The organism is Burkholderia sp. Z1, assembly GCF_014893795.1.
Lineage (GTDB): Bacteria > Pseudomonadota > Gammaproteobacteria > Burkholderiales > Burkholderiaceae > Burkholderia > Burkholderia theae.
Genome location: NZ_JACFYL010000001.1, coordinates 2,346,125 through 2,361,800 on the forward strand (window position 1 = coordinate 2,346,125; position 15,676 = coordinate 2,361,800).

The window sequence follows — 15,676 nt, forward strand, 5'->3', positions numbered from 1 at the left end:
CCGAATTCTAGCAGGGTGACGCGGGTATGACAGGCCCTTCGAATATATGCTCGATATTGCGTTTTTTAGGGGCCGAATCGCAACGCATGCACGCCGATCGCCGTCACTTGCCGCTCTGCTGCGCCGCAGCAGGCTGAGCGCCATTTGGACAGCGGTCAGCTCAAGCAGTGTCGGGCCCTGTTTTTATCCATGATGATGCCGGCCGGGCCCCGCTTTTCCCGTCAAACGGCAGGCGCCCCGCTTCCGTTGACGGGTCACGCGGCCACCGTTTCCGACCGCGTTTTCTCAAACGGGCGGAACATCATCGCGATCAGGAACGCGCCGAGACCGATCGCGAACGATCCGATGTACAACCAGCCATAGCTGCCGAACGTATCGACGATCAGGCCCCCGGCGACGGGGCCGGCGGCCATCCCGAGGCTGCCGGCCATCGCGCAGCCGCCGATCACGGTGCCCATCATCCGCAGCGGGAAGTTCTCGCGCGCGAGCACCGAATACAGCGGCATCACGCCCGCGTAGATAAAACCGAACAGCGTCGCGACCGCGTAGAACCCGTCGAGCGTGCGCACGAAGTAGTAGCCGAGCGCGCCCAGCGCCTGCGCGAGCAGCCCCGTCACCAGCATGCGCTTTGCGCCGACGCGGTCGCCGAGGATCCCGAACACGATCCGGCCGCCCATGCCGGCCAGCCCTTCGACGCTGTAGATCGACACCGCGACGATCAGCGGGATCCCGCACGTCACCGCGTAGCTGACCGTATGGAAGATCGGGCCCGAGTGCGTCGCGCAGCAGAAGAAGTTGGTCAGCAGCAGCACCATGAACTGAGGCGAGCGCAGCGCGTCCGCAACCGACATCGCGGCGGGCGCGCCGGCAGGCGCGGGTGCCGCGTGTGCGCCGTCGAGCGCGGGCGCCCGGCGCACCAGCAGCGACACCGGAATCATCACGACGGCCGCCAGCGCGGCAATGAGCAGCATCGACGTGCGCCAGTCGTGCACCGACACGAGCCACGCGGCCAGCGGCGACATCGTCATCGGCGCCATCCCCATGCCGGCCGACACGAGCGACACCGCCAGGCTGCGGTGCGTGTCGAACCAGCCGGTCACGCACGCCATCATCGGCGCGAAGATCGCGGCCGTCGCGCTGCCGACGGCCAGGCCGAAGGTCAGCTGGAACACGAGCAGCGACGGCGCGCGGCTCGCCAGCGCCAGGCTCGCCGACAACAGCACGGCACCCGTCGTGACGACCGCGCGCGTGCCGATGCGGTCCGACAGGCTGCCCCAACCCATGCTCGCGAACGCCATCGCGAGGAAGCCGAGCGTCATCGCGGCGGAGATGCCGGTCATCGACCAGCCCGTGTCGCGCGCAATCGCGCGCAGGAACACGGGCAGCGAAAACATCGCGCCGATCGCGATGCAGCCCATCAGGCCGCCCGCGGCGACGATCACCCAGCGGTATCGGGAATCCGGCATTTGGCGTCTCCTGGCTCGTTTCGGCAATCCTCGGGAATCGGGCTCCTGCTGCACCGCGCGGCGGCCTGTCCGGCTGCCGCATCGACGCCGTTGCGAACCCGGTCGACATGGATACGACGATCGATGCATCGGGAATTCGACATGCGCGGCGCACGCGCCGGCGAATTTTTTTGATTGTCGGCCAATCTGCGCGGCTGGCAAGGGGCGGATCGAATGCCGGATCGCCCGTCCGCCCTGTCGCCCCGCTTTTCCGGAATCGGAAAGTAGAAATCAGAAATGCTTGGTTGGGACGCCCGATCGCGCTGACTACACTCGAGCGATCTTGTCATAACAAGTTGACCGATGACCCCACCCAACGTCGTGCCGCTGTCGGCGGCCCCGCTTTACGTGCAGATCAAGGACACGCTGCGCGCACGCATTCTCGACGGCACCCATGCGCCGCACAGCCGGATGCCTTCCGAGCACGAGCTCTGCGCGATGTTCGACGTCAGCCGCATCACGGTGCGCCAGGCGCTCGGCGACCTGCAGAAGGAAGGCCTGCTGTTCAAGCTGCACGGCAAGGGCACGTTCGTGTCGAAGCCGAAGGCGTTCCAGAACGTGACGTCGCTGCAGGGCTTCGCCGAGGCGATGTCGACGATGGGCTACGAGATCGTCAACCAGTTGCGCAGCTTCCGCACCGTCAAGGCCGACCGCCATCTCGCGACGAAGCTGAACGTACCGGAAGGCGCGCCGCTCGTCGAGATCCATCGCGTGCGGCTGCTGAACCGCGAACCCGTATCGCTCGAACAGACCTGGGTGCCCGAAGCGCTCGGCAAGCGCCTCGCGGGCGCCGATCTCGCGACCCGCGACATCTTCCTGGTCCTGGAAAACGACTGCGGCATACCGCTCGGTCATGCCGACGTGTCGATCGACGCGATCCTCGCCGACGACGAGATCGTCGACGCGCTGCGCGTCGAGGAAAGCAGCCCCGTGCTGCGCATCGAGCGCCTCACGCACGACGCGTCGGGCGCGCCGATCGACTACGAATACCTCTACTTCCGCGGCGACGCCTTCCAGTACCGGCTGCGCATCGACCGGCAGAAGGCGCGCAAACCTGCAAGGAAACTGCGATGAATACCCATGTACTCGAATACGACGTCGTCGTGGTCGGCGGCGGCACGGCCGGCCCGATGGCGGCAATCAAGGCGAAGGAGCGCGACCCGTCCCTGCGCGTGCTGCTGCTCGAAAAGGCCCACGTGAAGCGCAGCGGCGCGATCTCGATGGGCATGGACGGGCTGAACAACGCGGTGATCCCCGGGCATGCGACGCCCGAGCAGTACACCCGCGAGATCACGATCGCCAACGACGGCATCGTCGACCAGGAGGCCGTTCATGCGTATGCGCGGCACAGCTTCGCGACGATCGAGCAGCTCGACCGCTGGGGCGTGAAGTTCGAGAAGGACGGCACCGGCGACTACGCGGTGAAGAAGGTCCATCACATGGGCTCGTACGTGCTGCCGATGCCGGAAGGACACGACATCAAGAAGGTGCTGTACCGGCAACTGAAGCGTGCGCGCATCGCGATCACGAACCGGATCGTCGCCACCCGCGTGCTGACCGACGCGCAAGGCCGCGCGAGCGGCGTGCTCGGCTTCGACTGTCGCACCGCGGATTTCTACGTGGTTCGCGCGAAGGCCGTGATTCTCTGCTGCGGCGCGGCCGGCCGCCTCGGCCTGCCGGCGTCCGGCTACCTGATGGGCACGTACGAGAACCCGACCAACGCGGGCGACGGTTACGCGATGGCCTACCACGCGGGCGCCGCGCTCGCGAACCTCGAGTGCTTCCAGATCAATCCGCTGATCAAGGACTACAACGGCCCCGCATGCGCGTACGTGACCGGCCCGCTCGGCGGGTTCACCGCGAACGGCAAGGGCGAGCGCTTCATCGAATGCGACTACTGGAGCGGCCAGATGATGTGGGAGTTCTACCAGGAACTGCAAAGCGGCAACGGTCCCGTGTTCCTGAAACTCGATCATCTCGCCGAAGAAACGATCCGCACCATCGAGCAGATCCTGCATACGAACGAGCGGCCGAGCCGCGGCCGCTTCCATGCGGGGCGTGGCACCGACTACCGGCAGCAGATGGTCGAGATGCACATCTCCGAGATCGGCTTCTGCAGCGGCCACAGCGCATCGGGCGTCTACGTGAATGCCCGCGCGGAAACGACCGTGCCGGGGCTGTACGCGGCCGGCGACATGGCGGCCGTCCCGCACAACTACATGCTCGGCGCCTTCACGTACGGCTGGTTCGCCGGCCAGAACGCGGCCGACGATGTCGCGGGCCGCGACCATGCGCCAGTGGACGACCAACAGGTCGACGCCGAGCGCGCCCGCGTGCTCGCCCCGCTGTTACGCGAGCGCGGCCTCGCACCGGCGCAAGTCGAATACAAGCTGCGCCGCATGGTGAACGACTATCTGCAACCGCCGAAGGTGACGCGCAAGATGGAAATCGGGCTGCAACGTTTTGACGATATTACTGAGGATATCGAAGAGATCAAGGCGAACCATCCGCATGAACTGATGCGCGCGGCCGAAGTGCGCGCGATCCGCGACTGCGCGGAAATGGCCGCGCGTGCGTCGCTGTTCCGTACCGAGAGCCGCTGGGGGCTGTACCACCACCGCGTCGACTTTCCGCACCGCAACGACGCCGACTGGTTCTGCCACACGTGGCTGCGCAAGAGCGCCGATGGCGCGATGCGCAGCGAGAAGCGGCCGGTCGAGCCTTACATCGTGCCGCTCGCCGACGACGAACGCAGCGCCTATGCGCATCTGCGCATCCGTGAACCGGCCGCGCCCGCGGTCGCCCTCTGAGGAGCCCTACCGTGCCCCATACCCCGCACGACATCTTCCTGCGCAGCAGCGCGCCCGTCACGATCGACGAGGAATTGTGCATCGCCGACAAGGGCTGCACCGTCTGTGTCGACGTGTGCCCGCTCGACCTGCTTGCGATCGACGTGACCAAAGGCAAGGCGTACATGCAGTTCGACGAATGCTGGTACTGCATGCCGTGCGAGCGCGATTGCCCGACCGGTGCCGTCAAGGTCGACATCCCTTACCTGCTGCGCTGACCGGGCCCGCGGGCCGTGCATCGACGACGCGACGGCTCGCGCATCGCCATGCCACGCCGCTCGTGCACCGCGTGCCGTGAGCAGCCGCCCATTCATCGAACCGACCTTTTGCCCATGACCGCTTTCTCTTCAGCCTCCCCACTGCCCGGCACGCACGATCCGGATCTTGCCTCACTCGTCGCCCGCCTCGCCGCGCCCGACGCATCCGTGCGCCGCATTGCGCTGTTCGAACTCGCCGATTTCGAGGACCCCGGGCTCGTGCCTGCGTTCGTCGCGGCGCTGCGCGACGATCCGTCGGCCGACGTGCGCGGCGAAGCGGCCCGCGTGCTCGGTGCGTGGGAACAGCCCGACGTCGTCGACGCGCTGTGCGGCGCGCTGCTCGACCCGGACGACGGCGTGCGCGCCGCGGCCGCGCAGAGCCTGTCCGAACTCAAGGACACCACATCGGGCCCCGTGCTGTGCCGCTGGGCCGACCGGCCCGAGCCGTTCGTGCGCGGCGCCGTGCTGCGCGGATTGCGCGAGTTGCGCGTGCCCGACGCGTTCGCACCCGCACTGCACGCGCTCGATGCCGAACCCGCTGACGTGCGCGCCGAAGCCGTCGCGGTGCTCGGCTGGCTCAAGACGCCGCGTGCGCTGCCGCCGCTCGCCCGCATCGCGACAACCGACGCCGATGCGGACGTGCGGCGTGCCGCGGTCGGCGCGATCGGGTTCGCGACGCCCGACGATGCAGCCGTCGTCGACGCGCTGCTCACCGCGCTGCGGGACCGTGAATGGCAGGTCCGCGAAGAAGCGGCCGCGACGCTCGGCAAGCTGCGCATCCCGGACGCACGCGAGTCGCTCGTCGCAGCGCTCGGCGACGATTACTGGCAGGTGCGTTTGCGCGCCACGCGGGCACTCGGGCAGCTACGCGATGCCGCCGCGGCACCGGCGATCGTCGTGCTGCTCTCGCATGCGATCAGCAATCTGCGCAAGGAGGCCGCGCTTGCACTCGGCGAATTGCGCGACCGTGCGGCGCTGCCCGCGCTGACCGACGCGCTCGAGGACCGCGATCCCGAGGTACGCAAGGCCGTGCGAATCGCGATCCGGCAAATCGACGAGGCTTCGCGATGATCTCGCCGACCGAAATCGCACTCGATCATCCGGCTCGCGCGTTGACACTCCGCTGGCCGGACGGCGACATGCAGCGCATCGGCTATGCGCAGTTGCGCCGTGATTGCCCGTGCGCGGAATGCCGAAGGATCCGGCTCGACGGTGGCCGTGTCGATGCGCGGCCCGACCTGACGCTGGACGGCGTGGAAGCGGCCGGCTACGGCGTCCGCCTCGTGTTCGGCGACGGTCATGCGCGCGGCATCTATCCGTGGCCGTATCTGGCGGATATGACGTAGCGCGAGACGACACGACGCAACAACCGCAGCCGCGCGGGCAAGATGGCAGACGTGCAGAAACGCTGCGATACTGACGCCCACGATCGTCTCGAACCATCGCGGGAGCAAGCACATGCAAACGGCAGTCGGATTCATCGGCCTCGGCGTGATGGGCACGCCGATGGCGCTCAATCTTGCGCGGGCCGGCACAGCGCTCGTCGTGTGGAGCCGTTCGCACGGCAGCGACGATGCGCTGCGCGACACCGGCGCGCGCGTCGCGGAACGTCCCGACGACGTGTTCGCGGCCTGCCGCATCGTGATCCTGATGCTCGCGAACGACACCGCGATCGACACCGTCCTCGGACGCGGCACGCCCGATTTCGGTCATCGTGTCGCCGGGCATGTGATCGTGAACATGGGCACCACTTCGCCCGAGTACTCGCGCGCGCTGGCCGACGAGATCGTTGCCTCGTCGGGTCGCTATGTCGAGGCGCCCGTGTCGGGCTCGCGCAAGCCGGCCGAAGCGGGCCAGCTCGTCGTGATGCTGGCCGGCGCGCCGGACGACGTCGACGCGATCCGCGCGCTCGTGAAACCGCTGTGCCGCGACAGCTTCGTGTGCGGCGACGTGCCGTCGGCGCTGACGATGAAGCTCGCCGTCAACCTGTTCCTGATCACGATGGCCACCGGCCTGACTGAAGCCACGCATTTCGCGCAACGGCACGGTATCGACCTCGCGCGTTTCGCCGATGTGCTGAACGCCGGCCCGATGGCGAGCGACGTGTCGCGCGTGAAGCTCGGCAAGCTCGTCGAACAGGATTTCTCGGTACAGGCCGCGATCACCGACGTGCTGAAGAATGCGCGCCTCGTCGCCGAATCCGCGCGCAGCATCGGCATCGCATCGCCGCTGCTCGACATCTGCCACGCGCTCTACGGCGAGGCCGAGCAGGCCGGACATGGATCGGACGACATGGTCGCCGTGATCCGCGCGATCGAGCAGCGTACCGAGGATGCGCGATGAGCAATCACCGACCCTCGCATGCTTGCGAACCCTCTTCCATGTAGCGCCGTCATGTCAGATTCGTCTCGCCTCCCGACCGGTGCCGCGCCGCCCGTGCGCGCCGTTCCCGCCGTGATCGGCGTCGTTCTTCGGGACCGCGACGTGCTGCTGGTGCGCCGCGCGAATCCGCCCGACGCAGGCTGCTGGGGCTTTCCCGGCGGCAAGATCGAATCGGGAGAAACCGTCGCGGACGCCGCCGTGCGCGAAATCGCCGAGGAGACCGCGATCGACGTCGACGCGCTGGACGTGTTCACCGCGCTGGATGCGTTCGATCATGACGCCGCCGGCGGCCTGCGCCAGCATTACGTGCTGGTCGCCGTGCTGTGCAGATGGTTGCGCGGCACGCCCGTTGCAGGCGACGATGCGCTCGAGGCGCACTGGTTCGATCTCGCCGAACTTGACCGGGACGATCTGCCGATGAGCGCGGGAGTGCAGGACGTCGCGCGACGGGCGATCGAGCGGGCCGAAACCCTTCGCGGCGGGCAGCAGCGGCAACCCACTTGAAGCGTCGCCGTCTGTCGCGCGTCGTCCTCCGAACCCCCGAATCACCCCACGTCAAACCATGGTCAGAATTCGCAAGTCCAACGAGGCCGACGGCACACGCGTGCTGGATATCTGGCGCAGCGCGGTCGACGCAACGCACCACTTCCTGAGCGCCGACGACCGTCGCGCGATCGAATCCGAAGTCGTGGCGTTTCTACCCGGCGCGCCGCTCGATCTGGCCGTCGACGAAACCGATCGGCCGATCGGCTTCATGCTGCTCGACGGCAGTCACATGGAAGCGCTGTTCATCGCCCCCGCTCACCATGGCAAGGGGGTCGGGCGCCTGCTGGTGGAAGAAGCGCTCAAGCGCCATCCCGACCTGTCGACCGACGTCAACGAGCAGAACGAACCGGCGGCGGGATTCTATGAAAGGCTCGGATTCGAGCGCTGCGGGCGATCGGCGCTCGACGGACAGGGCCGGCCCTATCCGCTGATCCACCTGCGTTATCGCGGTGGCGCGCGCGTCTGACGAGACTTGGGGAAAGCGCGTCACCGCATCGCCTGAAGCGCTTCTCGTGAACCACGCACCGAACGGGTCGACGCACTCGCTCGCCCCCGGTTCCGCGATACCCGTGCAATTCATGCATCACCGGTATCGCGCACATCGCACCGTTATGCGCGCCGACGCGGAAGCATGCTCTCGACGGCCGTGAACGCGCGCTGCATGAAGCGGTTGAACCGCTCGGCGTCGCGTCGCAGCCCGGCCTGCTGGCCGCCGATCAGGCACAGGTGTGCGACCTGCCCCACGATCTCGGCTTCACCCGGCATGCGGACCCACCGACGCGACGTCTCGACCGCGAATGCCAGACGCGTGGCATCGACGCGCTGCTGGAATTCCGCCACGATCGGGTCATGCAGCGCCCACGCGCGGATCGCCACTTCGCGTCCCGGCCGCTTCTCCGCGGCGATGCGCAGGTAGCGCGTCAGCGTATCGCCCACGCTGCGGCCGTCCGCCGCGTAGGCGAGCATGCGCGCCGTGTAGTCGTCCTCCCACGCGGTCAGCAGCGTCCGGACGAAGTCTTCGCGATTGAGGAAGTGGTGATAGAACGATCCGCGGGTGACGTTCAGCCGTCGCGCGAGGCTCTCGGCCGAGATGCCCGCATACCCTTCTCCGTCGAGGGCATCGAAGCCCGCTGCAATCCAGTCGTTTCGAGTCAGTTTGCTCATCGGCATCGCCATACAGGCTGTGTATGGTGCGGCATGGACAGATAGGCTGCGAACTCTATCACGGCCGCCGCCGCTTCCGGCATGGCGCCGCTTACTCATGGAGTTCGCGTTGAAAGACATCGCTCTCGTCGCATTCGACCAGTTCACCGATATCGACCTGTTCCTGATGTGGGACATTCTCGGTCGCAACACCACGGACTGGCGCGTTCGGATTCTCGGTACGCAGCCGGTGCTGCATTCCGCGCATGGTCTGCCCATTCCCGTTCATGGCCCGCTGTCGGACGCCAATCGCGCCGACGCGGTCCTGTTCTCGAGCGGCAAGCAAGGGATACCGGCCGCGCTGGCGAGCCCGGATTTCCTGCCGTCGTTCGATCTCGATCCGGCACGCCAGCGCATCGGGTCGATTTGCGCCGGAGCCTTTGTTCTCGAACAGCTCGGGTTGTTGCCGGACGGCCGGGCAACAACCCATCCCGACGCGCGAGACGGTCTGCTGGCACGCGGACTGCAGGCACTGGACCAGCCGCTCGTGTGTCGCGGCAACGTCGCGACGGCAGGCGGATGTCTTGCTGCGATCTATCTGACGGGATGGCTGATGGAATCGATGTTCGACGCGGACAAGCGACGCGAGACGTTGCGGCCCGTGCTGCCTGCCGGACAACGGGAGATTTACGAGAATCTGATCGAATTCAGCATCAGGCAGGGTACGGGGCAAACCACGGGCTCGATCCGGATGTCTGAAGGGCGAAGCGGGCTTCCTGCGTGACGATCAGACCGAGGTACTGCCGATCGTCAGCGGCCAGCGCCCTACTACATCGTAGTGCGTCCTGCCGAGCCAACTGTGGATCAGGACGAATTCGCGGACAGTCCAGGTAATTGGGTCGATCCTGTACTGCTCGGGCCTGCGTTCGCCGTACAGCAACGTCACGTGGGGCGTGAAACGCGCGCCTGAAACACGCAGGCCTGCCTTTCTCAGCGCATCTCGAAGTTGCTGCTGAAAGTCGATCAGTAGGTCCAGCCCTGCGCTCCCGGTCAGCACCAGAGGCTGATGGCCCGGCCGCCCATTGAAGCTGAGGAGTCGATCGAAGGTGACGCCGAACGACGGCACATCAATGCGATCCGCCGCGGCACATGCACGCGCGATGGTGGCGTACGGCACATAAGCAAAATCGCCCAGCGCGTGCAGCGTGACATGCAGACGCGCGGTGTGCAGCACCCGGTCCTTCCCTGGTTTCCTCGACTGCAAGCGTTCAGTCATCCAGACGATATTTTCAGCCGTGGCTGGATCCGGCATCGCCGCGAAGAAAAAGCGATGCTCGGGAACCGGTGGCGGCACATCGAATCCCGGTAGCGTCAGTTGGGTCAAGGTCATATTTCAAATACGCCGATGGCAACGTCTCCATTGTCGTTAATCGGAAAACACCCCCGGCTGATATCCCAGCCGAGCGCCCGCATCATCCGATGCGGCACGCTGCCAACGATGCGCCGACCGCTGGACCGCGTATCAACGCGTCAAAGCCCCGTTCTGGAACTGGACGTTGACAGCAAACCTGTGGCACAAGCTCACGAACGGTGAAATGGCGAAAACGATCGTGTCTCGGGCTGAACGAGCCTTTCACCGGCCCGAAGATGCTAACCTCTCGGCCAAACCAAACAACACCGCATGAAGTAACAGGATTCAACCATGCAAACCGTCGCGGTACTGGACTTCGAAACAACCGGGCTTTCGCCGAATCTGGGCGACCGTGCTACCGAAATCGCCGTCATCCTTCTACGCGACGGCCAGGTCGTCGACCGTTTCCAGAGCCTGATGAACGCAGGCAGACGCATCCCGTCCGATGTCGTCGCGCTGACCGGCATCACGAACGACATGATTGCAACGGCGCCCCCGGCGTCGAAAGTCATGAAAGAAGCCGCGGCGTTCGTCGGCAAGCATGCCGTCGTGGCGCACAACGCCGGTTTCGACAAACGGTTCTGGCAGGCGGAGCTCGGGCTGCTCGACATGCCGGCCGAGCATTCCTTTGCCTGCACGATGCTGGTGGCGAGACGCATCTACCCGCACGCGCAGAGTCACCGCCTGTCGACCTTGGCCGACCTGCTGCAGTTACCCAAAACTGGCCGTGCGCACCGGGCGATGGTCGACGCCGAGATGGCCGGCCATCTGTGGTGCCGGTTGCAGCACGACATTGCCCGGACGTACGGACTGGATCGTATCGATCACGCGCTCATGACGCGAGTCCAGACGACGACCAAGGCGAACGTGCCGACCTACTTGCGTTCGCTCGGTCGAACGCACGCATGAGATCGGGCAGTCGAAATCGACGACGGGTAGCGTTGCGCACATTCTCGTGATTCGCATTCGCGGCGCGCGGACCGACGACACTTGACCGTCAGTCGGGCACGATCTCCGTCCCCCTTACCGGTTGGCCACGCATATATCTCACCAGCCGATCCGGCACGGTCCCGTTCATCACCCAGGTCCTGACGTTCCAGCGGCGTATCATCCGCACGGCTTCGGCGTCGACCGATGTCGGATGCGTCAGATCGCAAGCGCGCACGCGTTCGAGAAATATCGCATCCGGGACGACGGCGGGATCGGCACTGTATATGCCGTCGGTATCGGTCGCGATGATCAGATCGGCGCCCAGCCAACCCGCAACAAACGCCGCAATCGTGTCCGACGTCATCCGGTCGATATGGATATCGTCATTGATCGGCAAATTCAGAAGCACGTCGGACGGCGCGAAGACCTGCGGAACAGTTCGTCGTTTCATCAGTTCCCGCAGTGAACGTGACACCGTGAATCCGCCTACCTCCGCCACCAGGCAGGCATGCTGATCCATCGCGAGAATCGCCATCGAATAGGCCGTTTCATCGCTCAGCGTCAGTGTCTTCCGGTACGCGCGCAACACATCGACGAGCTGCCCTCCGCCGGCGATCACGAGGATGTGGTGATCGCCGGCGACCTCGCGAAGCGACGAACACAGCGGCTCGACGTGCGCCGGAATGAGACTGCCCCCGATCTTGACCAGTGTCGCCATATCGGCCCTTTGTCAGATGTACCAGAACCCCGGGCGATCGGGCTGCGATACGTCGACGAGATCGAATCGCCCGTTGCCCGGCACCACGTGCAGAAAAAACGTGCAGAGATGGCTGCACTTCTGACTCGCCAGCATCGTCCGTAGCGCATCCTCGACGAGCGACGCTCCCCGTCCGGACACGTGCATCATGCTGCCGGCAACGAGATCGAAGTAAGCGTCGTCCGGCATGAGCCTCTGGTGGGACAGCGCACTGCAACGGATCGCCATGTCCGATTCCTTCGCAATGCCATCCAGTCGGTCAACGATCACCGGCACTCGCCCATCGCTGAGCGTCATCCCGATGATCTGGGCGGCACCGCCATCACGCAGCGCATGCGGCAACCCTTCCAGGATGCGTCCGATGATGCGAAACCCGTCCGGGCCGGCGTATCCGACCCGCGGGGCCGGCAGTGCGTCCGGATACGGCAGCAGCGGAGGATTCGCGACGATCGTGTCGAACCGCCGCCCCTCGACTGGCTGATAAAGGTCGCCGTGAAACACGTCGACGCGATCGGCAACGCGATTCAGGCGCGCGTTGATCCACGCCAGCCGGGCCGCCGTCGCATCGATCTCGACAGCCGCGACGCTTCTCGCGAACCGCGCGCAATGCACCGCGTGCAAGCCCGGACCCGTGCATAAATCCAGGCAATCCCCGCCGCTGCGCGGCAGCATGCGCGCGAGCAACGCGATGGAATCCTCACCGAAGTAAAACGCGGGATTGGGGCCGGGCCGCTCGCAAACCAACCAGTTGCCCCAGACGGGCAAGATCACGAGCCCCGGCGTCGCGATCCGGTTCCCGGCGAGCGTGACGATCAGTCCGATGTCCGTCAACGCCGGAAGCAACGCCTGAAGGGAAGCAGGAATTGCATCCGCTTCCACCGGTTCGTTCATCAGGAATAAATCGACCACCGGCCGCAGCGAAACGGGAATGGATTCCCGGCAGGCCCGCCAGGCATTCGGCCGCGGTACGAGCGGATCGAAGTTGGCGACAAATTCTCCGTATCCCGATCTCGCCAACCCATCCGCCAGCAATCCCAGATCGAAGCATTCGTCGTCCCTCGCGCGGCATTCCGAATCGACGCCCTGAAAATCATGTTCCATCGCGCGTGCCTTTGGTTGCGTTTCGTGCACCGCACATGTTCGGATGTTCAATCGAGCATGCCGGCGATTGACGATCGATTCCCATAATAGTAATGCCGACTCGATCCGTCACTTGAAAATCTGTAATTAAAAGCGCGATTAAAAATCGATCCACATACCGACGCGTGATCCAAACAATCTCCGGATTATGTATAAGCTGCTTAAACCATTCATAGCAGCTTCCCACCACCCCAACTTCCGCCGATGGCACGTCTTTCGTACCGCTATCGGTCGGCTTACGACAAAGCGACTTTCGGTCAAAAAATCTCATCCTCCATTTTAAAAATCGTGAACAGTCTCCTCGTTCATTCCGCAAAAAACACAATTTCAAAGGCATCAATCCGGCACCGAAACCGCTAATCAAATCTCCTTGACAAAGACCCCTCATGAATTAGCTTAGTTAAACGCGCCGAGGCCAACTTATTCCAAGCGCGTGACGTCAATTACTCGAAAAGGGGAAAAACATGTCGCAATACGATAAAGACGATGTACTCGATGCCGCCAAGAGAATCGAGGAAAATCGGCTCGGTATCGTGCTTTCCGGTCACATCAAGAACGGAAAGCTGGTGCTCGATCAGGAAACGCTCGACGCAATCGCAGCGAAATTCCCTAACGCCGATCGCGCGTTCGTTGCACTCAACGCGCCGTTCGATCCTTGCTCCCAATCTCTCTAAGGTGAACGTGCGATGATGCTCGCTGGCTCCACGCCCGTGCCGTCACCAGACGGGCCGCCTATCGACGCATTGCTGGATGCCGATGAGACCAGCGAACGGATCTACATCGCCGCGAGGGTCGCTTTGTCCCAGTCGGGTCTCGACGATCGGTGCCCGACTTATTTGTCGGCTTTGGAAGCCGCGCTGGAAGACGATCCCCCCTACGGCACGCGCGCCTATGCGGCGGCTTACCGTGGCGCGTCGCAAAACAAGCAATGGCTGGCGACATCGCTGATCACGAATGCCGAGCGCGAAGGCGACGGCGCGACTCGCCTGTGGTCGATGGCGGCTTGCGCCGAGGATGCGGAGGAACAGCAGCTCCTCAAACGTCATGCGGTCGACGAATCGGGTCATGCGCTGTTCTATCTGAAGCTGCTGGACCTGACCTTTCCCGGCGCCGTCAGTCCGGCGTTTCGCAACGAACTGCGACAGCTCTCGCCGGGCTACTCGATGGCGCAACCGCTGTTCGTGGTCGAAGGGTCACTATATGGAAGGCCGCCCACCGTCGACGATTTCATCCAGATGAATATCGCCGAGATCAGAACGACGATCCATCACCTGTTACAGCGCGATGCGCTCAGCACCCACTGCCCGCCCACAACGCTGCCGCAGGTCGTGAAGCTGCTCGATACGCTGCTGCGCGACGAGCTGAGTCACGTCGCGTATACCGGCATGTTGATCGAACAACGCGCCACGCATATTGCCGTCGGCAAGATACGCGATCTGTTCCGGAAGCGATTCCACGACTTCAACGAAATCACCATGCACGAACTGGACAAGAAAGTATTCGACTGACCCGGGCAGATCGTTTCGGATCGGCACGCCGTTCCGCCCAGAACAAGACACTCGCGCAACGGGAAAAGAAATGAATGTGGAAGAATTTCTGCATTTGGGGGAGACCGACTTGCCGTCCGTCCGCACGAGTATTGCCGACATGGTCGGACTCGAGGACGACGACATCCTCCTGGCGGTCGGTTCGCTGGCCGAAGGCATGGGAAGCCGCAAGTCCGACCTCGACGTGCTCCTGATCACCTCGCGTCCGGCCTCTGCGCTGCCACCGCGGGACGAGGTCATCTGGGCACTGGGCAAATGCGTGGTGGACGTCCGGATCTTTCCGGATACCGTGATCGAGAGCCTGATCCATCGTCTCGACGATTGGTCCCGCCAGCCCTGGGATGTTTCCGATACCGCGAAGTTTACGTTTGACGAGCGTCTGCTGCTTCACCGGCTACGTCATGGGCAACTTCTGCGCAACCCATCGGCAACGCGCTCCGACGCCGCATTTCGGCCGTCCGAGGCCGCGCTTGCCAGGCTCAAACTGCAAGTCGCACGCCACGCCGGGAGAACGATACAGATCGACATGGTGGGTTATGAAGAAACCGGCGACTATCGCACGCTGGTGTTCGCCGCGCAGAAATTGCTCGGCCACGCGGTCGATGCGCTACTGGCCGGCTACGGCCGGACCAATCCGCTGTCCAAGTGGCGCAACCGCACGCTGGGTCAGTTGCCATCCGGGTGGGAACACGAACTCCTCGGCCGCCCCACGGGCCTGAGCGCCGCCGACCTGCTCTGGCATTTGCAGCGCACACCAGAGTATCCGGACAGGGCTTCGTCGCTGGCCTACGCGCGACGCATTGCCGCGTTCGCCCGCGCCGCATTTCTATGGGCCGAATGCCAGGTGAGCGGAAAACGATTCGACGTGCCGCAAGCTCGTGACGGGATCGAGGCCGAGCCGCCGACGACCACACGCCCCCTTCCGTCCCTCGAGTTCGACGTCGATTTCTCGTTTTCGGACGACGCCATGAAGTTTGCACGACTGAATGAATTCGGCACGGTCGTGACCCTGTCCGCACAGGAAGCCGCGCTCGTCTTCCTGTGCGACGGCGTCACGACCGCCGACGAAGCGCAAGCGCACGTGTGCGGGACGATGAGCAGCGAAACGGCAGGGATGATCGATCGCGTGCTGCACGCGCTCGGCGACGCGGGCCTGACTGCTGCGACCTGATCCGCACGGTAACGGGATGGCTGCCCGTTGCCCTCACC

18 protein-coding genes are annotated in these 15,676 nt (G+C 64.6%); 13 read left to right on the plus strand and 5 right to left on the minus strand.

The window, feature by feature from the left end:
- Positions 1-254: 254 nt before the first annotated feature.
- Complete coding sequence (locus H3H55_RS10845; RefSeq protein WP_193098595.1) at positions 255-1,466, minus strand: MFS transporter; 1,212 nt, start codon at positions 1,464-1,466, stop codon at positions 255-257.
- A gap of 342 nt (positions 1,467-1,808) precedes the next feature.
- Between H3H55_RS10845 and H3H55_RS10850 the strand changes: the two genes are divergently transcribed.
- From H3H55_RS10850 to H3H55_RS10885, 8 genes are all read left to right on the plus strand, one after another.
- The gene (locus H3H55_RS10850) at positions 1,809-2,579 is read left to right on the plus strand and encodes a GntR family transcriptional regulator (RefSeq protein WP_193098596.1); all 771 of its coding nucleotides are present in this window, start codon (positions 1,809-1,811) and stop codon (positions 2,577-2,579) included.
- Positions 2,576-4,315 (plus strand): fumarate reductase/succinate dehydrogenase flavoprotein subunit, encoded by a 1,740-nt coding sequence (locus tag H3H55_RS10855; RefSeq protein WP_193098597.1) that lies wholly within the window; start codon positions 2,576-2,578, stop codon positions 4,313-4,315. The genes H3H55_RS10850 and H3H55_RS10855 overlap by 4 nt, the downstream gene beginning before the upstream one ends.
- 11 nt (positions 4,316-4,326) lie before the next feature.
- Positions 4,327-4,572, plus strand: a complete 246-nt coding sequence (locus H3H55_RS10860; RefSeq protein WP_048248563.1) for a ferredoxin family protein — start codon at positions 4,327-4,329, stop codon at positions 4,570-4,572.
- A gap of 114 nt (positions 4,573-4,686) precedes the next feature.
- Positions 4,687-5,682, plus strand: a complete 996-nt coding sequence (locus H3H55_RS10865) for a HEAT repeat domain-containing protein (protein ID WP_193098598.1) — start codon at positions 4,687-4,689, stop codon at positions 5,680-5,682.
- Positions 5,679-5,957 carry a gamma-butyrobetaine hydroxylase-like domain-containing protein gene (locus tag H3H55_RS10870; RefSeq protein WP_193098599.1) on the plus strand — a complete coding sequence of 93 codons (279 nt, stop codon included), beginning with the start codon at positions 5,679-5,681 and terminating at the stop codon, positions 5,955-5,957. The genes H3H55_RS10865 and H3H55_RS10870 overlap by 4 nt, the downstream gene beginning before the upstream one ends.
- Before the next feature lie 82 nt (positions 5,958-6,039).
- Entirely contained in the window at positions 6,040-6,954 is a 915-nt protein-coding gene (locus H3H55_RS10875; RefSeq protein WP_413463967.1) for an NAD(P)-dependent oxidoreductase, read from the plus strand.
- A 51-nt stretch (positions 6,955-7,005) separates the two neighbouring features.
- The gene (locus H3H55_RS10880; RefSeq protein ID WP_193099479.1) at positions 7,006-7,497 is read left to right on the plus strand and encodes an NUDIX hydrolase; all 492 of its coding nucleotides are present in this window, start codon (positions 7,006-7,008) and stop codon (positions 7,495-7,497) included.
- A gap of 58 nt (positions 7,498-7,555) precedes the next feature.
- Positions 7,556-8,005, plus strand: coding sequence for an acetyltransferase (locus H3H55_RS10885; RefSeq protein ID WP_193098601.1), 450 nt, complete (start codon positions 7,556-7,558; stop codon positions 8,003-8,005).
- 143 nt (positions 8,006-8,148) lie between these two features.
- On the opposite strand, the gene H3H55_RS10890 is transcribed toward H3H55_RS10885, so the two are convergent.
- Positions 8,149-8,703 (minus strand): TetR/AcrR family transcriptional regulator, encoded by a 555-nt coding sequence (locus H3H55_RS10890; RefSeq protein ID WP_193098602.1) that lies wholly within the window; start codon positions 8,701-8,703, stop codon positions 8,149-8,151.
- 97 nt (positions 8,704-8,800) lie between these two features.
- Here H3H55_RS10890 and H3H55_RS10895 point away from each other — a divergent pair, with 97 nt between their 5' ends.
- Positions 8,801-9,466 (plus strand): DJ-1/PfpI family protein, encoded by a 666-nt coding sequence (locus H3H55_RS10895; RefSeq protein ID WP_413463960.1) that lies wholly within the window; start codon positions 8,801-8,803, stop codon positions 9,464-9,466.
- Positions 9,467-9,469: 3 nt separating this feature from the next.
- Here the strand turns inward: H3H55_RS10895 and H3H55_RS10900 are convergent, their stop codons facing one another.
- A complete protein-coding gene (locus H3H55_RS10900; protein WP_226800017.1) occupies positions 9,470-10,066 on the minus strand; it encodes a 2'-5' RNA ligase family protein in 597 nt (198 codons plus the stop codon).
- A 318-nt stretch (positions 10,067-10,384) separates the two neighbouring features.
- Here H3H55_RS10900 and H3H55_RS10905 point away from each other — a divergent pair, with 318 nt between their 5' ends.
- Complete coding sequence (locus H3H55_RS10905) at positions 10,385-11,002, plus strand: PolC-type DNA polymerase III (protein ID WP_048248571.1); 618 nt, start codon at positions 10,385-10,387, stop codon at positions 11,000-11,002.
- A gap of 88 nt (positions 11,003-11,090) precedes the next feature.
- Here the strand turns inward: H3H55_RS10905 and H3H55_RS10910 are convergent, their stop codons facing one another.
- Positions 11,091-11,741, minus strand: coding sequence for a hypothetical protein (locus H3H55_RS10910; protein ID WP_193098604.1), 651 nt, complete (start codon positions 11,739-11,741; stop codon positions 11,091-11,093).
- A 12-nt stretch (positions 11,742-11,753) separates the two neighbouring features.
- Positions 11,754-12,881 (minus strand): methyltransferase, encoded by a 1,128-nt coding sequence (locus H3H55_RS10915; RefSeq protein WP_193098605.1) that lies wholly within the window; start codon positions 12,879-12,881, stop codon positions 11,754-11,756.
- A 503-nt stretch (positions 12,882-13,384) separates the two neighbouring features.
- On the opposite strand from H3H55_RS10915, the gene H3H55_RS10920 reads away from it, so the two are divergent.
- From H3H55_RS10920 to H3H55_RS10930, 3 genes are all read left to right on the plus strand, one after another.
- The gene (locus tag H3H55_RS10920; RefSeq protein ID WP_048248574.1) at positions 13,385-13,594 is read left to right on the plus strand and encodes a hypothetical protein; all 210 of its coding nucleotides are present in this window, start codon (positions 13,385-13,387) and stop codon (positions 13,592-13,594) included.
- A gap of 12 nt (positions 13,595-13,606) precedes the next feature.
- Complete coding sequence (locus tag H3H55_RS10925; RefSeq protein WP_193098606.1) at positions 13,607-14,428, plus strand: hypothetical protein; 822 nt, start codon at positions 13,607-13,609, stop codon at positions 14,426-14,428.
- A 70-nt stretch (positions 14,429-14,498) separates the two neighbouring features.
- Entirely contained in the window at positions 14,499-15,638 is a 1,140-nt protein-coding gene (locus H3H55_RS10930) for a hypothetical protein (protein WP_193098607.1), read from the plus strand.
- Positions 15,639-15,676 lie beyond the last annotated feature (38 nt).